General features: G+C 62.1%; 19 protein-coding genes, 1 tRNA gene and 1 pseudogene. 13 read left to right on the forward strand and 8 right to left on the reverse strand.

The window, feature by feature from the left end; translation table 11 throughout:
* Positions 1-64: 64 nt before the first annotated feature.
* Positions 65-181 (reverse strand): annotated as a pseudogene (locus GY725_22020) (IS5 family transposase).
* Between the two features lie 390 nt (positions 182-571).
* On the opposite strand from GY725_22020, the gene GY725_22025 reads away from it, so the two are divergent.
* Positions 572-799, forward strand: coding sequence for a DNA-directed RNA polymerase subunit omega (locus GY725_22025; protein ID MCP4006867.1), 228 nt, complete (start codon positions 572-574; stop codon positions 797-799).
* An 86-nt stretch (positions 800-885) separates the two neighbouring features.
* On the opposite strand, the gene GY725_22030 is transcribed toward GY725_22025, so the two are convergent.
* Together GY725_22030 and GY725_22035 are read right to left on the reverse strand one after the other, a co-directional pair.
* Entirely contained in the window at positions 886-2,115 is a 1,230-nt protein-coding gene (locus GY725_22030; GenBank protein MCP4006868.1) for a HAMP domain-containing histidine kinase, read from the reverse strand.
* A gap of 30 nt (positions 2,116-2,145) precedes the next feature.
* Positions 2,146-3,270 (reverse strand): PilT/PilU family type 4a pilus ATPase, encoded by a 1,125-nt coding sequence (locus GY725_22035; GenBank protein ID MCP4006869.1) that lies wholly within the window; start codon positions 3,268-3,270, stop codon positions 2,146-2,148.
* 130 nt (positions 3,271-3,400) lie between these two features.
* Here GY725_22035 and GY725_22040 point away from each other — a divergent pair, with 130 nt between their 5' ends.
* The 3 genes from GY725_22040 (at position 3,401) to GY725_22050 (ending at position 7,072) form a co-directional block, all read left to right on the forward strand.
* Positions 3,401-3,997 (forward strand): hypothetical protein, encoded by a 597-nt coding sequence (locus tag GY725_22040; GenBank protein MCP4006870.1) that lies wholly within the window; start codon positions 3,401-3,403, stop codon positions 3,995-3,997.
* A gap of 164 nt (positions 3,998-4,161) precedes the next feature.
* Positions 4,162-5,079, forward strand: a complete 918-nt coding sequence (locus GY725_22045; GenBank protein MCP4006871.1) for a hypothetical protein — start codon at positions 4,162-4,164, stop codon at positions 5,077-5,079.
* Positions 5,069-7,072: a hypothetical protein gene (locus tag GY725_22050; protein ID MCP4006872.1), complete on the forward strand. Its 2,004-nt coding sequence runs from the start codon at positions 5,069-5,071 to the stop codon at positions 7,070-7,072. The genes GY725_22045 and GY725_22050 overlap by 11 nt, the downstream gene beginning before the upstream one ends.
* A gap of 66 nt (positions 7,073-7,138) precedes the next feature.
* Here the strand turns inward: GY725_22050 and GY725_22055 are convergent, their stop codons facing one another.
* On the reverse strand, positions 7,139-8,236 hold the full coding sequence (locus GY725_22055; protein MCP4006873.1) for an alanine--glyoxylate aminotransferase family protein: 1,098 nt from the start codon (positions 8,234-8,236) through the stop codon (positions 7,139-7,141).
* A gap of 45 nt (positions 8,237-8,281) precedes the next feature.
* Here GY725_22055 and GY725_22060 point away from each other — a divergent pair, with 45 nt between their 5' ends.
* The 5 genes from GY725_22060 to GY725_22080 all read left to right on the forward strand — a co-directional run bounded on the left by GY725_22060 (position 8,282) and on the right by GY725_22080 (position 13,602).
* A complete protein-coding gene (locus tag GY725_22060) occupies positions 8,282-8,626 on the forward strand; it encodes a histidine triad nucleotide-binding protein (GenBank protein MCP4006874.1) in 345 nt (114 codons plus the stop codon).
* Positions 8,627-8,650: 24 nt separating this feature from the next.
* Positions 8,651-8,956, forward strand: a complete 306-nt coding sequence (locus tag GY725_22065) for a hypothetical protein (protein MCP4006875.1) — start codon at positions 8,651-8,653, stop codon at positions 8,954-8,956.
* Positions 8,957-8,959: 3 nt separating this feature from the next.
* Positions 8,960-10,105: a deoxyguanosinetriphosphate triphosphohydrolase gene (locus GY725_22070; protein MCP4006876.1), complete on the forward strand. Its 1,146-nt coding sequence runs from the start codon at positions 8,960-8,962 to the stop codon at positions 10,103-10,105.
* Positions 10,106-11,362: 1,257 nt separating this feature from the next.
* Complete coding sequence (locus GY725_22075) at positions 11,363-11,605, forward strand: hypothetical protein (protein MCP4006877.1); 243 nt, start codon at positions 11,363-11,365, stop codon at positions 11,603-11,605.
* A 1,340-nt stretch (positions 11,606-12,945) separates the two neighbouring features.
* A complete protein-coding gene (locus GY725_22080) occupies positions 12,946-13,602 on the forward strand; it encodes a radical SAM protein (protein ID MCP4006878.1) in 657 nt (218 codons plus the stop codon).
* Between the two features lie 12 nt (positions 13,603-13,614).
* On the opposite strand, the gene thiC is transcribed toward GY725_22080, so the two are convergent.
* Positions 13,615-15,354 carry a phosphomethylpyrimidine synthase ThiC gene (thiC, locus tag GY725_22085; GenBank protein MCP4006879.1) on the reverse strand — a complete coding sequence of 580 codons (1,740 nt, stop codon included), beginning with the start codon at positions 15,352-15,354 and terminating at the stop codon, positions 13,615-13,617.
* A 198-nt stretch (positions 15,355-15,552) separates the two neighbouring features.
* Here thiC and GY725_22090 point away from each other — a divergent pair.
* Positions 15,553-15,629 (forward strand) — tRNA-Met (locus GY725_22090).
* Between the two features lie 68 nt (positions 15,630-15,697).
* Positions 15,698-17,158 carry an alanine:cation symporter family protein gene (locus tag GY725_22095; GenBank protein MCP4006880.1) on the forward strand — a complete coding sequence of 487 codons (1,461 nt, stop codon included), beginning with the start codon at positions 15,698-15,700 and terminating at the stop codon, positions 17,156-17,158.
* 44 nt (positions 17,159-17,202) lie between these two features.
* On the opposite strand, the gene GY725_22100 is transcribed toward GY725_22095, so the two are convergent.
* Positions 17,203-17,421 (reverse strand): helix-turn-helix domain-containing protein, encoded by a 219-nt coding sequence (locus tag GY725_22100; protein MCP4006881.1) that lies wholly within the window; start codon positions 17,419-17,421, stop codon positions 17,203-17,205.
* A 153-nt stretch (positions 17,422-17,574) separates the two neighbouring features.
* Here GY725_22100 and GY725_22105 point away from each other — a divergent pair, with 153 nt between their 5' ends.
* Positions 17,575-18,195: a helix-turn-helix transcriptional regulator gene (locus GY725_22105; GenBank protein MCP4006882.1), complete on the forward strand. Its 621-nt coding sequence runs from the start codon at positions 17,575-17,577 to the stop codon at positions 18,193-18,195.
* On the opposite strand, the gene GY725_22110 is transcribed toward GY725_22105, so the two are convergent.
* Both GY725_22110 and GY725_22115 read right to left on the reverse strand, forming a co-directional pair.
* Positions 18,196-18,969, reverse strand: coding sequence for a hypothetical protein (locus GY725_22110; GenBank protein ID MCP4006883.1), 774 nt, complete (start codon positions 18,967-18,969; stop codon positions 18,196-18,198).
* Positions 18,941-20,461, reverse strand: a complete 1,521-nt coding sequence (locus GY725_22115; protein ID MCP4006884.1) for a long-chain fatty acid--CoA ligase — start codon at positions 20,459-20,461, stop codon at positions 18,941-18,943. Before GY725_22115 ends, GY725_22110 begins: the two co-directional genes overlap by 29 nt.
* 17 nt (positions 20,462-20,478) lie before the next feature.
* Between GY725_22115 and GY725_22120 the strand changes: the two genes are divergently transcribed.
* Positions 20,479-21,375: a MaoC family dehydratase gene (locus tag GY725_22120; protein ID MCP4006885.1), complete on the forward strand. Its 897-nt coding sequence runs from the start codon at positions 20,479-20,481 to the stop codon at positions 21,373-21,375.
* The last annotated feature ends 31 nt before the right edge of the window (positions 21,376-21,406 follow it).

Raw genomic sequence — 21,406 nt, forward strand, 5'->3', positions numbered from 1 at the left:
CGCAAGAAGGCGACTCGCAAGAAGGCGACTCGCAAGAAGGCGACTCGCAAGAAGGCGACTCGCAAGAAGGCAACTCGCAAGAAGGCAACTCGCAAGAAGGCAACTCGCAAGAAGGCAACTCGCAAGAAGGCGACTCGCAAGAAGGCGACTCGCAAGAAGGCGACTCGCAAGAAGGCGACTCGCAAGAAGGCAGGACGCAAGAAGGCGACCCGCAAGAAGGCAGGACGCAAGAAGGCGACCCGCAAGAAGGCAGGACGCAAGAAGGCGACCCGCAAGAAGGCGACTCGCAAGAAGACCACTCGCAGACGACGGCGCTAGCCGACTGCTAGAGGTCCTCAGGAGAGCCCCCGTCGCCTGCCAGGCGACGGGGGCTTCTCTGTGTCCGGGTCCCGGGAGTTCCCATCAGGAACATCGCGATCCGAACCGCCGTAGCACTGGGCGAACGGCGCTGGCTCGAGCATCGAATCCGCTCTCGAAGGCAGCATCTGGAGGTGTTCCGGACCCGCCCGGCCGCTCCCGTTGACGGGCTCCTGGGGGCGGGATATTGTCCCGGCCCTACCGGAGGATCCGAATGGCCCGCATTACGATCGAAGACTGCACCGAACGGGAGCGGAATCGCTTCAGCCTGGTTTCCATGGTTTCAGTGCGAACCAAGCAGCTCATGCGAGGAGCGCGCGCGCTGGTCCGGGCCGGTGAGAACAAGTCGGTTGTCACGGCTCTGCGCGAGGTTGCTGCGGGGCATCTCCTGCCCGACCAGGAAATCCTGGAAGAGAGCATCAAGCTCCCCGATACGGAGTAGCTGGTTCGCAGGAGCCGTCGCCTCGTTTCGGGACGAGTTCCTCCAATAGGTTTCGGTGTAGCGCCGGTCTCCAGGGCCCGATCTGGCTAGAGGACGGCCACCGGAAGGACGAAGGCGAAGCGCGAGCCCCGACCGATCTCGCTGGTCAGGGACATGCTGCCCCCGAGATGCTCAACGAGTGCTTTCGCGAGTGTGAGTCCCAGACCTGCGCCGCGGTGGTCGCGATCCGGCGAAGTGTCCACCTGATGGAACTCTTCGAAGATCTCGCTCCGATCATCGGGCGAAATGCCTATCCCGGTGTCGGAAATGGCAAAGCTCAGCTGGCCGTTGTCGAGAGCCATTTCCAGGGAGATGCGTCCCCGCTTGGTGAACTTGGTCGCGTTGTCGAGCAGGTGAAAGAGGATCTGGTTCAACTTGGCCAGGTCTGTGCGCACCTTCGGGAGCTTTGGCGGGATCAGTTTTGACAGCACGACGTCGGGTTTGACTGTGTCCCGCACGTTGAAGATGGCCTCTTCGATCACTTCGGCGAGGTTCACGTCCTGTAGTTCGATGCGGATCTCTCCCTGCTTGACACGCCACAGATCGAGGATGTTCTGCAGCATTCGCATGAGTGAGTTGCCGTCATCGAGCACGCCACGCAGCGAACCACGCCCTTGTTCGGACAGATTCTCGTGTTCATTTGCGAGCACTGAGATGATTTGTTCGATGATGCGGTTGAGCGGTGCGCGCAACTCATAGGACATGGTTTCGATCAAGTCGCTCTTGAGTCGTTCCACAGCGTGGAGCCGATCGTCTTTCTTGATCAACTCCAAGTCCTGTGCGAAGAGTTGCTCGCTCAGTTTCAGTAGATCGTCCGAGGGCTCGTCATTCGTGGCTGGCTTCTGAGTAGCCGCGTGATGGTCGAGCACCAGAGTAATCTGGCGCAGGATCGATTCGATCTCCGCATTGAGTACGCGTGGCCAGGTTTCTGGACAGCCGAGCAGGGCAACTCCCCGCGTCTGACCGTTGTGTCGCAGAGGGAATCCGTACACGCCGCCTTCGGAGCGCTGCCAGATTCGGGCTGGGGTTGTCGGAGTGCTCGTGCGGATCGGCTTTTCAGAGGCGTTGGTTTCCGCGAGAAACTCCGAAAGTGCTTCCCCGGCGGTCTGTGCATCCTGCGCGCAGGTGAAACCGGCCCAACCGCTGGGTTCTCGGGCGACGGCATCCATCTGATAGACCACGGCGAATCCTTGCAGCACAGCTGCGAGGTGTCGTGCGCCCGCCGCGAGTGCGGTCGGGAGCATTTCCGGAGAGGTGTAGAGGGCGAGGATCTCCACGAATCTAATTTCCTCTTTCAGAAATGGGCACTAGAATCTGTTCTCGTCGCCGATCTCAACTGCCTCGTCGAACGAAGAATCGCCCTCGAGAGCCAGCTTGGTCGCGAAGTCTTGCGGGTTTGATGCGGCATCCCGGGCTGTTTCGAGCCTCACCTTGTTGGCCTGGTACAACTGCAGGAGGTGCTGGTCGAAGGTCTGCATCTGCATATCGGACTGACCCTTTTCGATGAGATCGTGGATCTCGACAGCGCGATTCGGGTCGCGCATGCACTCGCGAATCGAACGAGTCGTGCGCATGATCTCGACGGCGGGAACCCGTCCCGTGCCGCGTTTATCGGGCAGAAGTCGCAGCGAGATGATCGCCTGGATGTTGTCGGCGAGGCGCTCTCGGACCTGCTGTTGTTCCTCTGGAGGGAAGAAGCTCGAGACACGGCGCAGGGTAGTGAGCACGTCGTTGGTATGAATCGACGAGAATACCGCGTGTCCGGTCTCGGCGGCCTTCAGTGCCGTGTCCACGGTCTCCGCATCGCGGATTTCGCCGACCATGATCACGTCGGGATCCTGGCGCAGAGCGGAGTGCAGTGCGTCGGGGAAGCTCGCAGTGTCGGTTTTGATCTCCCGCTGGGTGATGATCGCTTTCTCGTGCCGGAAGATGAACTCGACGGGATCTTCGATCGTTACGATCTTGCACTTGCGCCGGCGGTTGATCTCCTGGAGCATTGCGGCCAACGTCGTGCTCTTGCCCATGCCAGTAGCCCCGGTGACGAGTACGAGGCCTCGCTGCACCGTGGAGATCTCGAGCATGATCGACGGCAAGTTGAGTTCTTCGAAATCCTTGATGGTCAGCGGGATCACTCGCAGCACGATGTTATGGGCGCGGCGCTCTCGCGAAATATTGACGCGAAACCGGCCTTCGTTGGGAATCTCGTAGGCGAGGTCGATTTCGCTCTGGCCATCGAAGACTTTGCCGGGGTCGGCTTCAATCAAGTGGCGGGCAATGGCTTCAGTGTCGTCAGCTGTCAGGACCTTGTACTTCAATTCGACGAGTTCGCCGTTGAAGCGGTACAGAGGCAGATAGCCGACCTGGAAGTGGATGTCCGACGCACCCTTTTCGAAGCCAAGACTGAGGAGTCGATGCAGTCTTTCTCGATCCATGAGCGAAACCGTCCTTCGCGCGCAGGCCTGGGAAACCGGGTTTTCCGCTTTTTCGGCCTGTCGCCGGTCTGGCTTGATTCAAACCGACCATTCTCTGGCGTATAATCGGGGTCCAATGAGAGTGACTCTGATGCTACTTCTAGTCCTTGTTCCGCTTCCTGCGTGCGCGCAGGACGGTGCGACGGGTGCGAATCTGGAGACAGCGAAGGAAGAGCCCGCCATCGACTCCCGCGTGCCGGCTCCGGAAGGTGATGCGGCCCGCCAGGGTCGTGAATCGTCCGTGAAATCTGGCGTATCCGGAGGCTCCAAGCCGGCCGTCGGGTCTTCACCCGATGCACCCACGACACCCACGACCCGGCCATCCCTGGATCTGAATCGGCTCTTGCGTCCTCGGTTGCCGGTGGTCGCACCGGTTGTCGAGACACAACCCGGTGGCCGCGATCGCGAAACCTGGGAGCGCGAGTTCTCGCAGGCGCACCAGGAGGTAGCGGAACTGGAGGCCGTTCTCGAAGTATCGAAGACGCGCTTGCGCGAGAGTGCGACTGCGGATTGGGGCTACTCACCGACCGGCGGCTCGCTGCCGACCGATCCCGAAGTGCAGCGACTGCGCGCGCAACTCAAACGCGATCGACGCTCTCTCGAGACCGCTGAGCGCAGATTGCGAGAGTTGCAGATCGAGGCGTCGCTCGCTGGCGTTCCGGAGCACTGGCAAGAACCCAAACGTTGAGTTCTGGTTCCGAGTTGCGCATCGGCTCGAACCTTCCCTCCAGATGCGAACAGGGCTTCGCACTCGGTCATTGCGCACCACCGATGCCAGACGGCGCGAAGGGGGTTTGCGGCCACATCTGCCGTTGAGATTCGTTCGGCACGCGCCCTGCAAACCATACCGGCGTGCTCCAACTGCGCCAAATAGCCCTGTTTGCACCTCTGCTCTGCCTGATGGTGGGCTGTGGAACGACGTCTTCCCGGCCCGGGAAGGTCGAAGCGTGGTCCGGAGGCGAAACCCTCACGACAATCGTGAGCGAACTGCGCATCAACTTGCGCGAAGACCCGTACCGCTACCCGAGACCGGTCATGCGCGATGGCCGGGGGATCTTTCCCGTTCTGCTCTGGAAGCTCGACCGATTGAAGCGGCAACGAGAGCGCAAGGACGGCAACTGGGAGAACGTGGACCACGTCATCGAGTTCGCACGGGCTCGCATTTTCGAGCGTATGCGCCGCTACGCAGAGGCCGAGCAGGCTTACTCTCGCGTTGCCCAGTCGGGCTCGGTTCTGGCCGATCTCGCGGTTGATGACGCCACTGCCATGGTCGCCTTCGCCAGGCTCGGTAGACCGCTGGAGAGAAGTACCGGGAGCGAAACGAAACCCATCGGGATCGAGACGCGCATTGACGACTGGCGCTCTCTTGCTGCTCACTACCGCGGAAATCCGCGATCGGCTCTGGCCTGGGAAGAAGTCGAGGATTGGCAGACGCTGCGCGTCGACTGGTTCGCGCGCCGCGGCGAAACCGCTCTGGCGATTTTGGCCTGCCGACGACTGATCGAACACAACCCCGATTCCAAGCGCCATGCACAACACCTGATCCGGCTTGGAGATCTCTACGCGGATTCCGCGATGCGTTCCCGCCTGCACAAGCGCCCGTCATCAGGTCTCGAACGCGCGCAGGAGTACGAGAAGCTGCTCGACAAAGCGTTCGCCGCCTATGAACTCGCCGTCGACGATCGATCGCCGGGCCTGCGGCGGGAAGCGGAGACACGCATCGAAGCTCTGATCGCCTTCCACGAGGGGAGCAAAACACATGCACCCTAGTCGTGAAGAAGCCTTTCGAGTGGGCGTTCGCCTGGTCATCGTCGCACTTGTCGCAGGCTTGATCGTCCTGTTGTTCAATCCAGTCGCAAAGTCTGCAGAGGCCGAGGCACCGGCCGAGTACGAGACCTTGTTGCTGGAGACGCCCGCTCCGATGACCTCGGGAGAACGCGTTCAGCGAGCCGAGAAGCTCCTGCAAGATGAGAAGCGGCGTCGTTTTGGACGGGTGCTCGCGCATACGGTAGATCTCGGGGTTCGGGCGGTGTCGCAGGCTTCTCCGACGCGCCTTCTTCACGGTGCTCGCAAGCTGGTCTCGGGCTTGGCGCACTGGAATGATCGCTCCGAACCCGAGGATCGCGCGCTTGCGCTGCTGGCGTTTGAGCAGCGCTTCGGTGAACTCCCAGATGAGGACAACCAGCCCTATCAGCAGTTGCTCCGCAGAGAACGTGCCGAGCGCGCCGAACGGTTGATCAGCGCTGCCGAAACGGCCCTCGAGCAGGGGCGACTCTGGCGGGCGGCCCACTCCGCGCGCCGAGCGCTCAGCTTCGAAGGCAGCGCGGAACGGGCGAAAGAACTGCTGGACCTCGTCGACATGCAGGAAGAAGCTCAGTCTCTTCCTCTGCCCGAGGTGGCTGCGGCCCCGGTCCATATCGAAACCTGGGAGGCGCCCCTGGCGGCGGCGCTGCTGACGGGGAACTTCGAACGCGCCGAAGAGCTGGCCGTCGACCGTCCCGATGCCGAACTGGCGCGTGCGACCGCACGCTATCTGTCCGGAAATCGGAGCGACGCGCTTGCGGATCTCTCCATGCTTGGATCTCGGGAGGATCTGGCAGGTGAGATCGCGCGCGAATGGTTGAACGACCCGCGTTTGAATCCCGAGATAGCTCTCGAGCGGGAACTCAAAGATTACGAGCGTTCCCGGAAACTGGGTTGGGTAGGCGGCTCAGCACTCGCTACCGATGGTATGAGCTTCAGCAATGCGGGTTACGACGCGTGGCGGGATGCGTTGAGCCCCATGAATCTGGCGGTCTCTGCACCGGCGCGCATCTTTCGCGACTGGCGACCCGATGGTAGCGATCTTCGGAACGCGGCCGACGCTTATCTTCAGCTACTCCCGGAGGGATCGCGTTCGGCAGAAGCGCGCGGCTGGCTCGAGACCCTTCCGGCTGATTCGCGCGACGCACAGCGTTCGGAAATCTGGGTCGACGGCCTGCTCGTGCTGCCGAAGGCCGAAACCGATTATCTGCGACAGCTTCCGCGCCCCATCCTCGTGAGTGTCGAGGCTCTCGGTGGCATCGGATTTCATTCGTTGGGTTTCGCATTGGGTGACGCGGATGCGCTCTTGATCGCCGTTCAGGCTCCCCCAAAGTCCGACGAGTTCAAACTGCCTGCAGCGGAGACGTTGGCGCTGATCGGTGAGTTGGCCGATGGCCTCGAGGACCGTTCGCTCGAATCGAAGGACGGAAGCTCGGTTGTGCTCGATGCCTTGCGGCGGCTCGACGTTGCTGTTCATACGGGTATCGTCGTGAGCGTAGAACCGTTCGTGTTCGGTGATGATCGCAACAACGTCTTGGCTCTGCATCGCGCTTTCGGGATGGACTCGGAAAACGCCAGTCCGGTCGGCGAGCATCTCAGTGAGTTCAAGCTCGCACGGGGGCGTCAGGACTTGAAAGTGAGCCACGCCCTGGCCGACAAGGTGGAGTGTCCACTGGAGATGTACTGCATCGCCCGCGCTCGGCGCCTCGACGGCGATGTCTACGCGCGTTTCGACGTCGACGGAGATATCAAACTCGGAGCGCGAACCAGCTTCGCGGATGCGAGTTTCGCGTTTGAAGTGCGCAGCGATGGTGCAGGTGCGAGTGTTTCGCTGCCGGTCACGCGATGGCTCGGAATCGATCGCTGGATTCCTCTGCGGGCCAGCATTGGCATTGGCCTGGATGGAATCTCGATTGGAACCAGACCCGTGGGCGAGTCCTCGGCATCTGCTACCCGCTGAGTTTCTCCTTGCCCTTCGCTTCTTGACCCCGCCGAGGGGCCGATTCCGGTCGATCTGTCGGGCCGTCTAGAGTTCTCCGCGTAGGGCATCCAGGAGAATTCTGACGACCTCGGTTCTCGCGTTCTCTCCCATCAGCCCGATTCTCCATACACTCCCCGCCAGCTTTCCCAGTCCTCCGCCGATCTCGATGCCGTGATCCTGGAGTAGCTTTCGCCGCAATGCGGCTTCGTCGTCCACCGGCGGTATCACGGTGTTGAGCATTGGGAGACGGCAATGGGGATCCACGAGGAAGCGGAAGCCGAGTTCTTCGAGCCCCTCGACCAGGTACTCATGGGCCGCACGATGTCGTGCGAAACGGGCTTCGAGTCCTTCGTCGAGCACGCGTTCGAGTGCGGCGTCGAGCGCGAAGATCATGCTTATGGGTGCGGTGTGGTGATAGACGCGTTCGCCGCCGAAGTAGCGACCGATCAGGCTGAGATCCAGGTACCAGCTCTGCACGGGGCTTCGGCGCCGGTCGATGCGCTCGAGCGCCCGCGGACCGAAGGCGACCGGTGATAGCCCCGGCGGACACGCCAGACACTTCTGGGTACCGGAATACGCGGCGTCGACGCTCCAATCTGTGAAACGAACGTCCATGCCGGTCAGTGACGTCACGCAATCCAGTACCACCAGGGCGCCGGAATCCCGCGCGGCCCGTGCGATCGGTTCGATTTCTTGCGCCACACCGGTCGAAGTCTCTGCGTGTACCAGGCCGATCAGGTCGGGCTTGTGCGAGTGAATGGCATCGATCATGCGTTCGGGAGCGATGTCCAGACCCATCTCCGCTTCGACCCGAATGGGCCGCGCGCCGCAGCGCTCGACGATCGAGACCATGCGCTCTCCGAACACTCCTTGGACGGCGATCAACGCCGAGTCTCCCGGCTCCAGCAGATTGACCAGACAAGCTTCCATGCCGGCGCTGCCGGTGCCCGAAATCGGGAGCGCGAGGCCGGAGTCGCAGCGGAAAACTTCGCGCAGACGCTCCTGCACGCGATCGAGGATGGCGAGAAAGGCCGGGTCAAGGTGGCCGATCATCGGTTGCGCGAGAGCATCGAGTACGGGTTGCGCGACATTGCTCGGACCGGGGCCGAGCAGGAGGCGTTCGGGAAGGGTTGAAGAATTCATCGAGTCAGTATACTCAGGCAGCGTTTTCGTGCTGGAGGAGGGCGGATGGCCGATTGCTTGTTTTGCAAGATTGTTGCGAAGGAGATTCCCGCGACGATCGTTTTCGAGAACGAACGACTCGTCGCTTTCGAGGACATCCATCCGCAGGCGCCCACACACGTCCAGATCATTCCCTGCAAGCACATTGCGTCGACGCTCGAGGTCGAGGATGAGGACAGGGAATTGGTTGGCGAAATGGTTCAGGTGGCTGCACAGCTCGCGCGAGAACGAGGTTTTGCTGACGATGGCTACCGGCTCGCGTTCAATACGAATCCGGCCGCCGGACAGACCGTCTACCACATCCATCTTCATCTTCTGGGCGGTCGCAGCTTTGGCTGGCCGCCCGGGTAAGCGCCGGCTACCCTTATCGGCGTTTTGCTCCGCCTACTCACCATCGCAAGTCTGTGCCTCGTTGCCTTCGCGTGGCTCGAGCCCGCCTGGAACAATGACACCCAAACGCTCTCGATTCGCGTTCGCTCGGTCGCGGAAGTGGGAGTGTGGTTGACCGAGGTCACCGGGCCGATCAGTGAGCGCTATAGCGAGGCCGTCGGTTTGCCCAAGAAATCGGCGCAGCCCCACGTAAGCGCAGCTCCCCGCATCCAGGTGGAGCACGAGGAACTGAGCGATGTCGACCGCAAGCGCCTCGACCGTCTGATCGAGGAGAAGACCCGGGAACCCTAGTCCGTGCTGGGGCGCGAGCGGATCGAGAAACAGGAAGACGGTCAGCTCGCACCGTATGCGCTTCGTTCGCGCGATACTCGCGGCCGCCTCTTTTCCGAGGTACCGCACTCCTACCGAACGGAGTACCAACGGGACCGCGATCGAGTCCTTCATTCGCGAGCTTTCAGGCGTCTGCAGTACAAGACGCAGGTATTGCCGTTTCCGGGTGGCGATCACTTCCGCAATCGTCTCACCCATACACTGGAGGTCTCGCAGATTGCGCGCACAGTGGCGCGTGCGCTGGGCGCCAATGAAGACCTGACCGAAGCAATCGTACTGGCGCACGACATGGGACATCCACCATTCGGCCACGCCGGGGAGCACGTGCTGCACGATCTTGCGCGCGAGCAGGGCGGTTTCGAACACAATCGACAGAGTCTGCGTATCGTCGACTGGATCGAAGTGCGATCAGATCGGTACGCCGGTTTGAACCTCACCTTCGAGGCCCGCTCGGGTCTGCTCAAGCACGGCACGAGTTTTCCCCGCTACTCCCATCCCGTTCCGTTGCCCGAGATCGATCGGCACGCGTCGCTCGAAGCGCAGATTGCCAACCTGGCCGATGAACTCGCCTACCATACGCACGACATCGACGACGGACTTCGCGCCGGTCTGCTCGACTGGGAGCGTCTGTCGGAACTCTCGCTCTGGCGCAGGGCGCTGGCGTGTGCGGAAGAGGAGGGCGCGAGAGATCGCCGCGTCTTGCGCACGCGCGCGACCGTGAGCTTGATCGACATTCTCGCCACCGACCTCATCGAGACGACGAGTGCGGAACTCGAAGATTGCGAGATTCGCACGCCCGAAGAAGTCCGAGTCTGCGAGCGACCCCTGGTCGGGTTTTCGAGCGCGGTTCGCAAGGAGACGCGCGACGCGGCCAGGCACCTGACGGAGCATTTCTACCGCCACCCGAAGGTCATCGAGATGGCAGATCGCGCGGGGGGCATCCTGCGAGGCCTGTGGTCGGCTTACGGTTCCGAACCCGAACGATTGCCTTTCCAGGTCCGTGAGCGCATCGGCCAGGAGCCGATCGAGCGCGCGATTGCGGACTATATTTCGGGAATGACGGACCGATTCGCGCTCGACGAGTATCGCAAGCTCCACGGGTCGGGCTGAGGATTTTGTTCTCCAGGGTCGGCTCGCGCGGGCCTGAAGGCTCCCGATTGTATACAGTCAGGCTAGGTGTCCCGCCGTTTCGCGGGGCGGATTTAGACCCGCGCTGTTCGGCAGGCGCCCTAGCGCCACCCCTCCAGAGCCAACGCGCCGGGAGCAAAATGGGAGGTTCTACGTGAGGAAGCGAGGTTGGGGCCGTCGAAGCGCCCCCCGGCTGCTCGATCGAGTTGGAGATTTCAAACCACTGGGGCTGAAGGATATTCGCAGCCTCGATGCTATCGAAGGGGCCCCCGAGGGCCTGGAACTGGGCGTGGGCCTGCTAGACGGCGCCCGCTCGACTGCGGTGGTGGTCAGTAGCCACGACGGACTCGATCTGCTGGGCTGGGCCTGGGTTGCCGCATTCAGAGGCGGGGATCCCGAGATCCTCAGTTCGGCGCTGGTCGTCGCACCGGTGATCGGTCAAAACACTCGCGCGGCGGCCGCGGCGGCCGCGCAGCGTGGGCCAGCCTTGAGTCTGGTGGCAATGCCTTCACTGGCAGACGGTAAGGACGCGGTTTTCGACTTGGAGCGCTATCCGGAAAACGGCGCCGGGGGCGAGATCGACGGAGCGGCGACCCTCTTTGATCGCGTCGTTCGGGTGCTCGACGGCGCTGCTGCGTTGACAGGTCGCGGGGCAATGCGTTCCGCCGGTGCAAACCAGGTTCTTTACCTGTGCGGGGAACGGATCGCCTGGGTGTCACAGCAGGGGGATGGCGTTTCGGTCAATATGCTCCTGCCGGAAAGTCGCGAAATTCGCATCAACGAAGCCAATATCTCTCGCTGGGGCGTCGAACTGCCCGACGTGATCCTCAAACTGGCGCAGGAAGACCGCCTGCTCGAGGGCGAAGCCGCTCAGCGGGCCGAGGTCGTCGATCAGATCGCAGTTGCCGTGGGCGCGCGTGTCGCAGCCCGCTGGTTGCCGTGGAACGAAGAAGGGGCGGATCCGATCGACTGGGTCGGTGTAGATGGCTCCGGGCGGCCTCTGATCGGAGCGGTTCGTTCCAAAGTCGAGTTGGGACATGTTCCCGGGTTGATTGCAGGATGTCTGCGGCTGCAATCCGAACTCGACTTCTGGGCGCCAGGGGCGTCCGGCATTCCGCGCCTGGTCCTTTCGTGCGAGGACATCGCGGCTGATGCCCAACAGATTCTCACCGTGCTCAGTGGAGAGGGGGATCCGGCCAGGCTCATGTCCACGACCACGGTTACCGTCCGCCACGAGCGATCCAGCGGTGCTTCTCGGGCCGAGCGAGATCGCCGAGATTCGCGCGGGCGTTCCGATCGTGTCCGTTTGGAACGCGGGGATCGCTCGGAATCCGGGGATCGACCGGGACGCGGGGATCGCTCGGAATCCGGGGATCGACCGGGACGCGGCGATCGTTCGGAATCCGGGGATCGCTCGGCACGCGGGGATCGCTCGGAATCCGGGGATCGCCCGGGACGCGGCGATCGTTCGGAATCCGGTGATCGACCGGGACGCGGCGATCGTTCGGAGATCGCCGATGCCACGGAGCGGAGTGCGGACGGCGATCGGGGAGAGTCGGCGGAACTCGATGATCGTGCCGGACGTCCGCGACGGCGTTCGCGGCGACGGCGGCGGGGGCGGAGCGATGAGACTTCTCGACCCGAAGAATCGGGGGAGGAACTTGCCGTTGCGATGCTCGATGCGGACGCAGCGAAGGGGGATGGCGGCGAGCTCCTGGGTGAGCAGGTCGCCGAGACCGCCGATGTCGAGGAAAAACCCGACGATGGCGAAACTCAGCCGGTGGGGCCGGAAGACAAGGTCGATCTGGAAGTAGAGGCCGTGCTCGACGAGGCCGCCGCTGCCGAGGAAACTCCCGAGATCGTCGAACCTCCCCGCGTTCGCCGCTCGCGCGCTGCCATCGTGGTCTGTGACGAACCGGATTCCGTACTCGCCGCACTCGTGCTCGCTCGTGACCGACGCAACATCGTGTCGTTCCGTGTGGTGCCTCAGGACGGCTTGATGGATTTCTTCAAGGGATCGGCGAACGACATTCCCGACAATGTCGATATTGTGATGGTTGGTTTCACGGCCCAACCTCACGCCAAGGATGTCCTGGATACCGTCGAACTGTTTCGGGGTCGCATACAGTGGCTGGACAATCACGAGTGGCCAGTCGAAGACGCAGAACGTATGCGCGAGGTCATCGGTTCCGATTCTCTGTTGATCGTCGACAATGCCTCCAGCCCCCTGGCTGCCGTCAATCAGGTAACCGAAAGGCGCAGTCGTTTTACCGACAAGCTGCTCGATGCGTCGGCCCGACGTCTGTCCGAGAACGACATGGTGAAATGGGGTTATAAGTTCGCAGGCTTGACGAAATCACTCGCGGCGAATCCGGGTGAGCATCGAGCCGATATCGTACCCGTGCTTTCGGGCAAACCCGCGGAAATCGTCGAGGCGGAGGCGGTATACCGAGCCGAGGAAGAGTGGGTAGAAGAGAACGATCCGCGCATCGTCCATTTCGGCGAATACGAGATGGCTGTGGCAAGGGTGCCGTCGCAACTCGATCCGGGAGAAATCGGTCGGAAGTTGCGCAATATGACCGGAGCGCGATTGTCGCTTTCGGCCCGCGAAGGTGATGAGTTGCTGGTCCTGGGATGCAACGACGAAAAGCGGCCGATGAATGTGACGGGTCTGGTGGAGCAGATGAGTTCTGCCTTGCCGTGGGCTGCGCCGAAGTCCGGTGGCGATCGCATCGGTCGTGTCCAGGTCGAGGATCTCGACGCCCATCCCGAACGGATGGAAGCCGTGATCGGCGAAATCGTGCGGAACCGCTCGATGCTCTATGGCTGAACGGGTTGCGACGATCCCCATCAAGGAGATCTACCGCTCGTTACAGGGAGAGTCGACTTTCGCAGGTTGGCCCTGCACGTTCGTGCGCACGGTCGGCTGCGATATTCGCTGCAGCTATTGCGATGAAGACCAGGCGTTCACTGGCGGGGAGCGCTTGAGCGTCGCCGAGATCGTCGAGCGCGTGACCGAGCTCGGCATCTCGCTGGTCGAGATCACGGGCGGGGAGCCTTTGACGCAACCTGATGTACCTCTACTGGTCGAGTCTCTCCTCGACATCGGTCATCAGGTGCTCGTCGAGACCGGTGGGCATCGCGATATCTCGTTGCTCGACGACCGGGCGCACGTGATCGTCGATATCAAGACACCCGGAAGCGGAATGCTGGAGCGCGTCGATTTTTCGAACCTGGAGCGATTGCGCGAAGGCGATGAACTCAAGTTCGTCCTATGCGATCGCGCGGACTACGAGTGGGCGCGCGGTTTGATCCGCGAGAACGATCTCGACGAGAAGGTTCCGGTGCATCTGTCGCCCGTACACGGGCAGATGGACCCGCAGGATCTGGTTGCCTGGATGCTCGAAGACGGACTCGACGCGCACCTGAACCTTCAGTTGCACAAGTACATCTGGGGAGCCGATCGGCAGGGTGTGTAGCCGGATCGCTTCTCAGCTGTAGATTTCGGAACCGCCTTTGCGAAACTCCTGAGCCTTTTCCTGCAAGCCGGATCCGATTGCGTCTTTCTCTCCGAGTTTTTGTCTGGCGGCGTAGTCGCGAACCTGCTGCGTGATCTCCATGCTGCAGAACTTGGGTCCGCACATCGAGCAGAAGTGTGCGGCCTTGGCATTATCTGCGGGCAGGGTTTCGTCGTGGAAGCTGCGCGCCATTTCCGGGTCGAGGGAAAGATTGAACTGGTCCTCCCAACGGAACTCGAAGCGCGCCTTCGATACTGCGTCATCTCGCGACTGGGCGCCGGGGTGTCCTTTCGCGAGATCGGCGGCGTGAGCCGCGATCTTGTAAGTGATGACTCCCGCGCGCACGTCTTCGCGATTGGGCAGTCCCAGGTGTTCCTTGGGTGTTACGTAGCAAAGCATGGCCGTTCCGAACCAGCCGATCATGGCGGCTCCGATCGCCGAGGTGATGTGGTCATAGCCCGGCGCGATATCGGTCGTGAGCGGTCCCAGGGTGTAGAAGGGCGCCTCGTGACAGAGTTCGGATTGCTTGTCCACGTTCTCCTTGATCTGGTGCATCGGGACGTGTCCGGGGCCTTCGATGATCACCTGGACGTCGTGTTCCCAGGCTTTTGTCGTCAGTTCCCCGAGCGTTTCGAGTTCGGCGAACTGTGCGGCATCGTTCGCGTCGGCGATCGATCCCGGGCGCAGGCCATCGCCGAGCGAGAAGGCCACGTCGTAGGCCTTCATGACCTCGCAGATCTCGTCGAAGTGCGTGTACAGGAAGTTCTCTTTGTGATGCGCGAGGCACCACTTGGCCAGGATCGAGCCGCCGCGCGAAACAATACCCGTCGTACGACTAGCCGTGAGCGGTACGTAAGGCAGGCGAACACCTGCGTGAATCGTGAAGTAATCGACTCCCTGCTCCGCCTGCTCGATCAAGGTGTCCAGGAATAGTTCCAGGGTCAGTTCTTCGGGCTGGCCGCCGACCTTCTCGAGCGCCTGATAGATGGGCACTGTACCGATCGGGACCGCGGAATTGCGGATGATCCACTCGCGCGTCGTGTGGATATTGGCGCCCGTCGACAAATCCATGACCGTGTCGGTTCCCCACTGAGTCGACCAGAGCAGCTTTTCGACTTCTTCGTCGATCGAGGAACTCACGGTGGAGTTGCCGATATTGGCGTTGACTTTTACCAGGAACTTTCGACCGATGATCATCGGTTCGCATTCCGGGTGGTTCACGTTATTCGGGAGGATCGCTCGACCGCGTGCAATCTCGTCTCGCACCAGTTCCGGCTCGACGTTCTCGCGCAGCGCGACGAATTCCATCTCGGGTGTGATCTCTCCGCGTCGCGCGTAGTGCATCTGGGTGATGTTCTTGCCGGGACGGGCACGGAGTGCGTGACGACGCGTGCCCGGGAAATCCACTTCGACCCCGCTGCGACCGTTGTCCTCGGGTCGGATTCCACGGCCCTCGTAGGACTCGACGTCGTCGCGATCCTGGATCCATTTCTCTCGCAGAGGCGGCAGTCCGTGCAGAAGATCGACCTGAATATCCGGATCTCCGTGGGGACCACTCGTGTCATACACGCGGACAGGAGAATCGGACTCGCTCTGGCCTGCGGCAGATGTGAGTTCTATTTCGCGCATCGGAACGCGAATATCGGGGCGTGAACCGGTCAAGTACACACGCTTCGATCGGGGGAATCCCCGCGGTTCGCTTCGCTCGCTCATCGCGTCTCCTCATCTGACATGGGTCCGGGGCGGAAGAGTGTACCGCGCGCGGACCATACCTGGCGCGCGTGTGCCATAGCCTACGCTCAGGGTACAGAACGCCTTCACGTGGCGGAAGACCGCGAGCCATCCTCCTACAACGACGTAGCAGGCGAAGGCGCAAGCCATTAGGATATGCCGCCCTTTTGCCCCGGGCGGGGCGGTGTAGCTCAGTTGGTTAGAGCAGACGGCTCATATCCGTCGAGTCGGGGGTTCGAGTCCCTCCACCGCCACCAGCAGACCCGGCAGGGGGCACTCGCGATAATCCCCCCCCCTCAGTGACCCAAACTCGGAGGGACCACGCGTGGAAAATGGCGGATGGCTGGCTTGGCTCGACTCGGTCTTCCAGTCCTATATTGTCAGTCCGATCGCTTCGGTCCTGTTCTATGACCTGGTTTTCTGGGACAACGGAGCGGACGGAGAAATCCAGTTACCGCTCGTCGTGGCGTGGCTGGTCATGGGCGCATTCTTCTTCACGCTGCGCTTCCAGTTCATCAACCTGCGCGGCTTTCTCCACTCGATTCGCTGCGTTCGCGGCGTCTACGCGAAGGCCGGTGATCCCGGTGAGATCACCCACTTCCAGGCGCTTTCGGCGGCGCTCTCGGCGACCGTGGGCCTGGGCAATATTGCCGGTGTGGCGGTCGCCGTCGGAGTGGGAGGTCCCGGAGCGGTCTTCTGGATGATCGTCGCGGGTGCGCTCGGTATGAACTCAAAGTTCGCCGAGTGCACTCTGGGTATGAAGTACCGGGTCACCCGCCCCGACGGCCACGTCTCGGGTGGTCCCATGCACTATCTGCGCACCGGACTCGAGGAGATCGGCTGGGGGCGACTAGGCCGGGTCCTTGCGCCCGTCGCCGCCATCATGTGCATCGGCGGGAGCTTCGGTGGCGGCAATATGTTCCAGTCGAACCAGTCGTACGCGCAGCTCGCGTCTGTCGTACCTGCTCTCGACGGACCGCTGGGCGCAGTCTCGTTTGGACTGGCGCTCGTGGTACTGGTAGGGGTGGTCATCATTGGCGGTATCCGGCGCATCGGACGCGTGGCCAGCACGCTCGTGCCATTCATGTGCGGCGTCTATGTGACCTGCGGGCTGCTGATTCTGCTCTACCATGCAACGGAGATTCCGGCCGCATTCGGCAAGATCGTGCAGCTCGCGTTCTCGTTCGAAGCTGGACTGGGAGGCTTCGTCGGCGTCCTGGTGCAGGGTTTCCGCCGGGCCGCGTTCAGTAACGAGGCGGGCGTCGGTAGCGCCGCCATCGCCCACAGCGCGGCGACCACGAACGAGCCGATTCGCGAGGGCATGGTTGCGCTCCTCGAGCCATTCATCGACACCATCATCGTCTGCACGATGACCGGTCTGGTCATCGTCGTGACCGGTGCCTACGAACACCCCGACGCCGGAAGCGGAATCCAGATGACGTCCTGGGCCTTTGCCACGCTATTTCCGTGGTTCCCGGTCGTGTTGACGGTTACGGCGCTGCTGTTCGCGTTCAGCACCATGATTTCGTGGAGCTACTACGGAGAGCAGTGCTGGGTGGAGCTCTTCGGTCTGCGCTCGATCATGCTCTACAAGCTGCTCTTTCTGCTCTGCGTGTGGGCAGGAGCCGTATTTGAGGCGAAGGCCGTACTCGACTTCGGTGACCTGATGATCCTGGGCATGGCGCTACCCAACATCACCGGTGTGGTGCTCTTGTCCGGCGTCGTCAAGCGTGATCTCGAGACTTATCTCGGCAAGCTGGCCGCCGGAGAGTTCGAGGCGGACTGAACGCAAAGGGGTCGCCATGGCCGAAGCCGTGGCGACCCCCCGAACTACGCTGTGGCCTGCGTGGTCGTCTGCGTCGCCGTGAGTGCGGCAACCTGATCCTGACCCGGTAGGTCCTGAGCCGGGATGCGCCACTGCTTGCCAATTCGGACAGCACCGATCTGGCCCGACTCGATCAGTCGGTAGACTGTGCGCGCCGAGATGCGCAGATAGCTGGCAGCCTCACGGACTGTGACTAGATTCTCTCTCATTGCCCTGACCCCCATTACAGTGCTGATGAAACCCCACGCCGGCCTTCTTTTGACCGCCTTGGGCGCTGCGGGATGACTGTCGTTCACAGTTCGCCAACCCCGTCTCACGAGCACGTTTTCGACAGAAATCACGTGCACTTGATGGGTCATCTTGTATATTTCTTTCTGATGGAAACAAATCAGTCGCACAAAGGCTGGACTCTTCTGCTCTATGAGCAAGATGGTCTCGTAACCGATCGACTGCGCCAGATGGCGCAAGCGGAGGGTTTTCAGACATGTGCGGTGGACAACATCGATCTATTTCACGCCCTGCGCGCTCAATTCAGCTTTGATCTTTTCGCTGTAGGTGTAAGGAATCCGAGGGACCTGGACGGGCTCCAGTCCATCATGAAAATTGAACCTTTGGTGTTACTCGCGCCACTGCGCGGCAAGGGCGGAGTGACGCACTATCGCGTTGCCATTCCCGGCGCCAGCATCCTCGATCGCGACCTGCGCGATCCCGATGCCCTTCGTCGAGTGGTGCGTGCGGACGGCGCCGATACGAGCAGCGTCGGAACACCCGATCCCGTGAGATCCGCCTTTGAGCTGTTCGGGTTGTCCGAGCGACAGCTCGACGTGCTCAGCTGTGCGCTCATGGGTGAGAGTGGATCCGATATTGCGCAGAAGCTGTTCATCAGTGAACTGACCGTGCGCAACCATCTGCACGCCATCTACGAACGCGTGGGGGTCAGCGGGCGACGGGAGTTGCTCGGTCGGTTCGTGCAGGGCCTGATCGAAGGGCACGCCTGATCAGAGCAGTTCGAGATACTCGATCAACTGACGGAACTCGAGTTCCCTGATCTTGTGATCGCCCGCTTGGAGCATCGCCTTCACCGCTTCTTCGAGACCTTGCCAGCGTCCGTCGTGTCCGTACGGGGAACGCTTCGAGACGCCCAGCAGGCTCGGAACGTTCCAGAGACCTCCACTGCCGACGTCGGAGTTCACGGCTCGCGTGAAAAGCGGCGGTGGGTGGCACTCGTCACACTCCAGCGTCAAGAAGACTTCGTAGCCGCGCTGTGACGCGAGCGTGGACGGATCGACCGGTATGCCGTCTTCCTGCACGCGGCCGCGATCGAAAGGCGGGATCGAGAGCGCGTAAGCAACCAGCGCCGCCAGGTCACGTCCTGCGAGCGTCGAGTTGCGCATCTCGATTCGCAACATGCGATCGATAACCTGTTCCGCCGTCTCGATCGAACCATCGGACAGATAGGGAGCGCTCAGCCAGATGCCGCGTGTCGGGAGCGTGAGCCGAGCGTCTTCGCTTCCGTGCTCCACCGGCTCCCCCTGGCGATAGGCTTTTCCGTCGCTGCCACCTCCGGGATGACAGGTTGCGCAGGAACGACGACCGTCACCGGATACCCCATTGTCGCGGAACAGGAAGGCACCTCGTTGAACCAGATCGGGGTCCAGGCGAGGTTGCGGAGGCAACCTGCGATTGGGTGCGCACGACACCAAGGCGGCGCCGAGCGCAAACGCGATAGCAATTCGCGCGATCTCAGACCCGATGCAGAGATTCCAGAACATGCTTTTGCACCTTTCCCGACGCCGTGCGCGGCAGTTCATCGACTGTGATGACGTCCCGGGGAAGTTTGAATACGGCGAGGCGTTCGCGGGCCCACTCGAGCAGGTCCGTCGAATCCAGAGGCTCGCGAACCGGCACGACGAAAGCTCGCCCCGCTTCTCCCCAACGCGAATCCGAGACGCCCACGACTGCGACCTCCGAGACGTTGCGATGACCCTCGAGTACACGCTCGACCTCGGCTGGGTACACGTTCTCTCCACCGCTGATGTACAGCTCCTTGAGCCGCCCGACCAGGGTGACCAGTCCTCGCTCGTTCATCACGCCCAGATCTCCGGTGCGGTGCCAGCCCTCGATCCGCGATGCGGCCGTCTCTTCCGGTCGGTTCCAGTATCCGCTCATCACGATCGGGCCGTTGACCAGCACTTCGCCCTCCGCTCCGGGAGCAACGGTTCGCCCGTGCTCGTCGCCGATCCGGACTTGGCCGTGTTTCACCGGGCTTCCCACAGAACCGGCCGACTTCAGGGCGTCGTCTGCTCCGAGGCAACACAGAATCGAGGTTTCTGTCTGCCCGTAGCCCTGGATCAGGGAGGTGCCGATCTCGTGGAAGCGCTCGACGGTGGATACCTCGAGCGCGGCCCCGGCGGCGAATGCGATGCGCAGGGTGCGCCAGAGTTCGGGCTGCAGTCCCGCGTCGATCATCCGTCGGTACATGACGGGAACGGCGCCGAGTAGAGTTGCCCGCTCTCGTGCCAGCGTCTGCTGAAGCCCCAGGGGATCGAATCGGTCCACGAGCGCGATCGTGGCACCGGCGTAGAGCAACGGCACGGACAGGATCTTCAAGCCGAATGAATGAAACAGGGGGATCGGAACGACGCCGACATCATCGCTTCGCAGGCCGAAGTAGGCCTGCGCATTGAGCGTGTTGTACAGCGTCTTGCGATGCGGCAGAACCGCGCCCTTGGGGACGCCGGTCGTGCCGCTCGTGTACATGATGACCTGAGGGCTCTCGCCACCCGGAGCAGGGCGGAGCGGCGACGCGTGTTCGGGGAGGCGCGTTTGAAACGCTTTGCGCTCGATCGAGAGCGTTTCATCGAGGTCGGCAATCTCGTGTTCTGCGGAGTGGATCAGAAGCGCCGCGCTGCAGTCACGAACCTGGAAGTGCAACTCGGTTTCCGTCAGCCGAGTGTTGAGCGGCACACAGATCGCCCCGAGTCGCGCGCAGGCGAAATAGACTTCGAGGTACAGGGGCTCGCTGGGCAGGGCGAGGGCCACGCGATCCCCCCGTTCGATGCCCAGGCTCACGAGTCCCGCGGCGACGCGATTCACGCGTTCCTCGAGTTCTCCATAGGAGATCCGCTCGCCGCCTTCGACGCTGATCGCAAGCCGCTCCGGTTGCCGCTGCGCGTGCGCCGTCAGCCAGCTCGCGACATTCTGTTCTGGATCCACGGGCTGCGTCACGATTCCCGAAGTGTGCCAGAATATTGCGAAGCCCACGAAACAGGAGCCGAGTGATGAACCTGCGCGGCGAAGCGCTGAGAGTCGGAGATGTCATTCACAGGGAGCAGCGTCCTGTGGCTCGCGAGGTGATCGATTTTTACGCCGATACCTTCGGCGATCACCATCGGGCGTATTCGGGCGAAGGCGATGGTGATCCCGCGCTCGCCGGGCCGGTGGCTCCGCCGCTGCTGTACCACAGCGAGGTCTACAGCCATGTGGACCGCTGGTACCTTAAGAATCTGGTCGGGAACCTGCACACGCGTCAGGAGTGGTTCCTTTTTGCGCCGCTGCGGCCCGGTACGAACATCCAGACACGTTCTACGCTGGTCGATCGCTACCGCAAGCGGGATCGAGACATCCTCGTGAACGAGGTCGACTACAGCGATGAATCCGGACGTCTGCTGGTTCGCGGACGAACGCATCAGAGCTTTCTGGCCGAGCGCGCGGAAGCCGAGGATGGATTCGTCGTCGACCGCGACAGTCAGAAGCGAAAAAAAGGCTCGGCGGGTCGGCCGGGGCAGGGCGATGGAGCTGAGATCGAGCCTTTCGAGATCTGTGTCGATCCAGAAACCTGCTGGCGTTTCAGTGGTCCAGGTCGCAACTACCACAACGATGTAGAGCAGGCGCGAAAATTCGGCTTTCCGGAGATCGTCGTACAGGGCCTGCTGTCCACGTGTCTGCTCTCGCAGATCATGGGCAACACGTTCGGCGGTGGCTGGTTCGCGGGCGGCCGCATGGATGTTCGCCTGGTCAATGTGTTGTGGGGTGGCGAGACCGTTCGAGCGCGCGGCAAGCTGGTTTCAGAACAGACCGAAGGCAGTTACACGCGTCGCACGCTCGAAGTCTGGGTCGAAAAAGTCGACGAAGCCCAGACGGTCGTGACCGTCGGAACTGCGAGCGCCCTGGTCTAGCCGGGTAGGGGTGAACCCTGGACCGATACCC

It is taken from the genome of bacterium (assembly GCA_024226335.1).
GTDB lineage: Bacteria > Myxococcota_A > UBA9160 > SZUA-336 > SZUA-336 > JAAELY01.

What these genes read in the sequence shown, in the direction of transcription:
- GY725_22035 (MCP4006869.1), bottom strand. Translation starts at nt 3,270, where the DNA reads ATGGATCGAGAAAGACTGCATCGACTCCTCAGTCTTGGCTTCGAAAAG.
- GY725_22080 (MCP4006878.1), top strand. Translation starts at nt 12,946, where the DNA reads ATGGCTGAACGGGTTGCGACGATCCCCATCAAGGAGATCTACCGCTCG.
- GY725_22100 (MCP4006881.1), bottom strand. Translation starts at nt 17,421, where the DNA reads ATGGGGGTCAGGGCAATGAGAGAGAATCTAGTCACAGTCCGTGAGGCT.
- GY725_22055 (MCP4006873.1), bottom strand. Translation starts at nt 8,236, where the DNA reads ATGAATTCTTCAACCCTTCCCGAACGCCTCCTGCTCGGCCCCGGTCCG.
- GY725_22040 (MCP4006870.1), top strand. Translation starts at nt 3,401, where the DNA reads ATGCTACTTCTAGTCCTTGTTCCGCTTCCTGCGTGCGCGCAGGACGGT.
- GY725_22060 (MCP4006874.1), top strand. Translation starts at nt 8,282, where the DNA reads ATGGCCGATTGCTTGTTTTGCAAGATTGTTGCGAAGGAGATTCCCGCG.
- GY725_22050 (MCP4006872.1), top strand. Translation starts at nt 5,069, where the DNA reads ATGCACCCTAGTCGTGAAGAAGCCTTTCGAGTGGGCGTTCGCCTGGTC.
- thiC (MCP4006879.1), bottom strand. Translation starts at nt 15,354, where the DNA reads ATGAGCGAGCGAAGCGAACCGCGGGGATTCCCCCGATCGAAGCGTGTG.
- GY725_22025 (MCP4006867.1), top strand. Translation starts at nt 572, where the DNA reads ATGGCCCGCATTACGATCGAAGACTGCACCGAACGGGAGCGGAATCGC.
- GY725_22120 (MCP4006885.1), top strand. Translation starts at nt 20,479, where the DNA reads ATGAACCTGCGCGGCGAAGCGCTGAGAGTCGGAGATGTCATTCACAGG.
- GY725_22105 (MCP4006882.1), top strand. Translation starts at nt 17,575, where the DNA reads ATGGAAACAAATCAGTCGCACAAAGGCTGGACTCTTCTGCTCTATGAG.
- GY725_22110 (MCP4006883.1), bottom strand. Translation starts at nt 18,969, where the DNA reads ATGTTCTGGAATCTCTGCATCGGGTCTGAGATCGCGCGAATTGCTATC.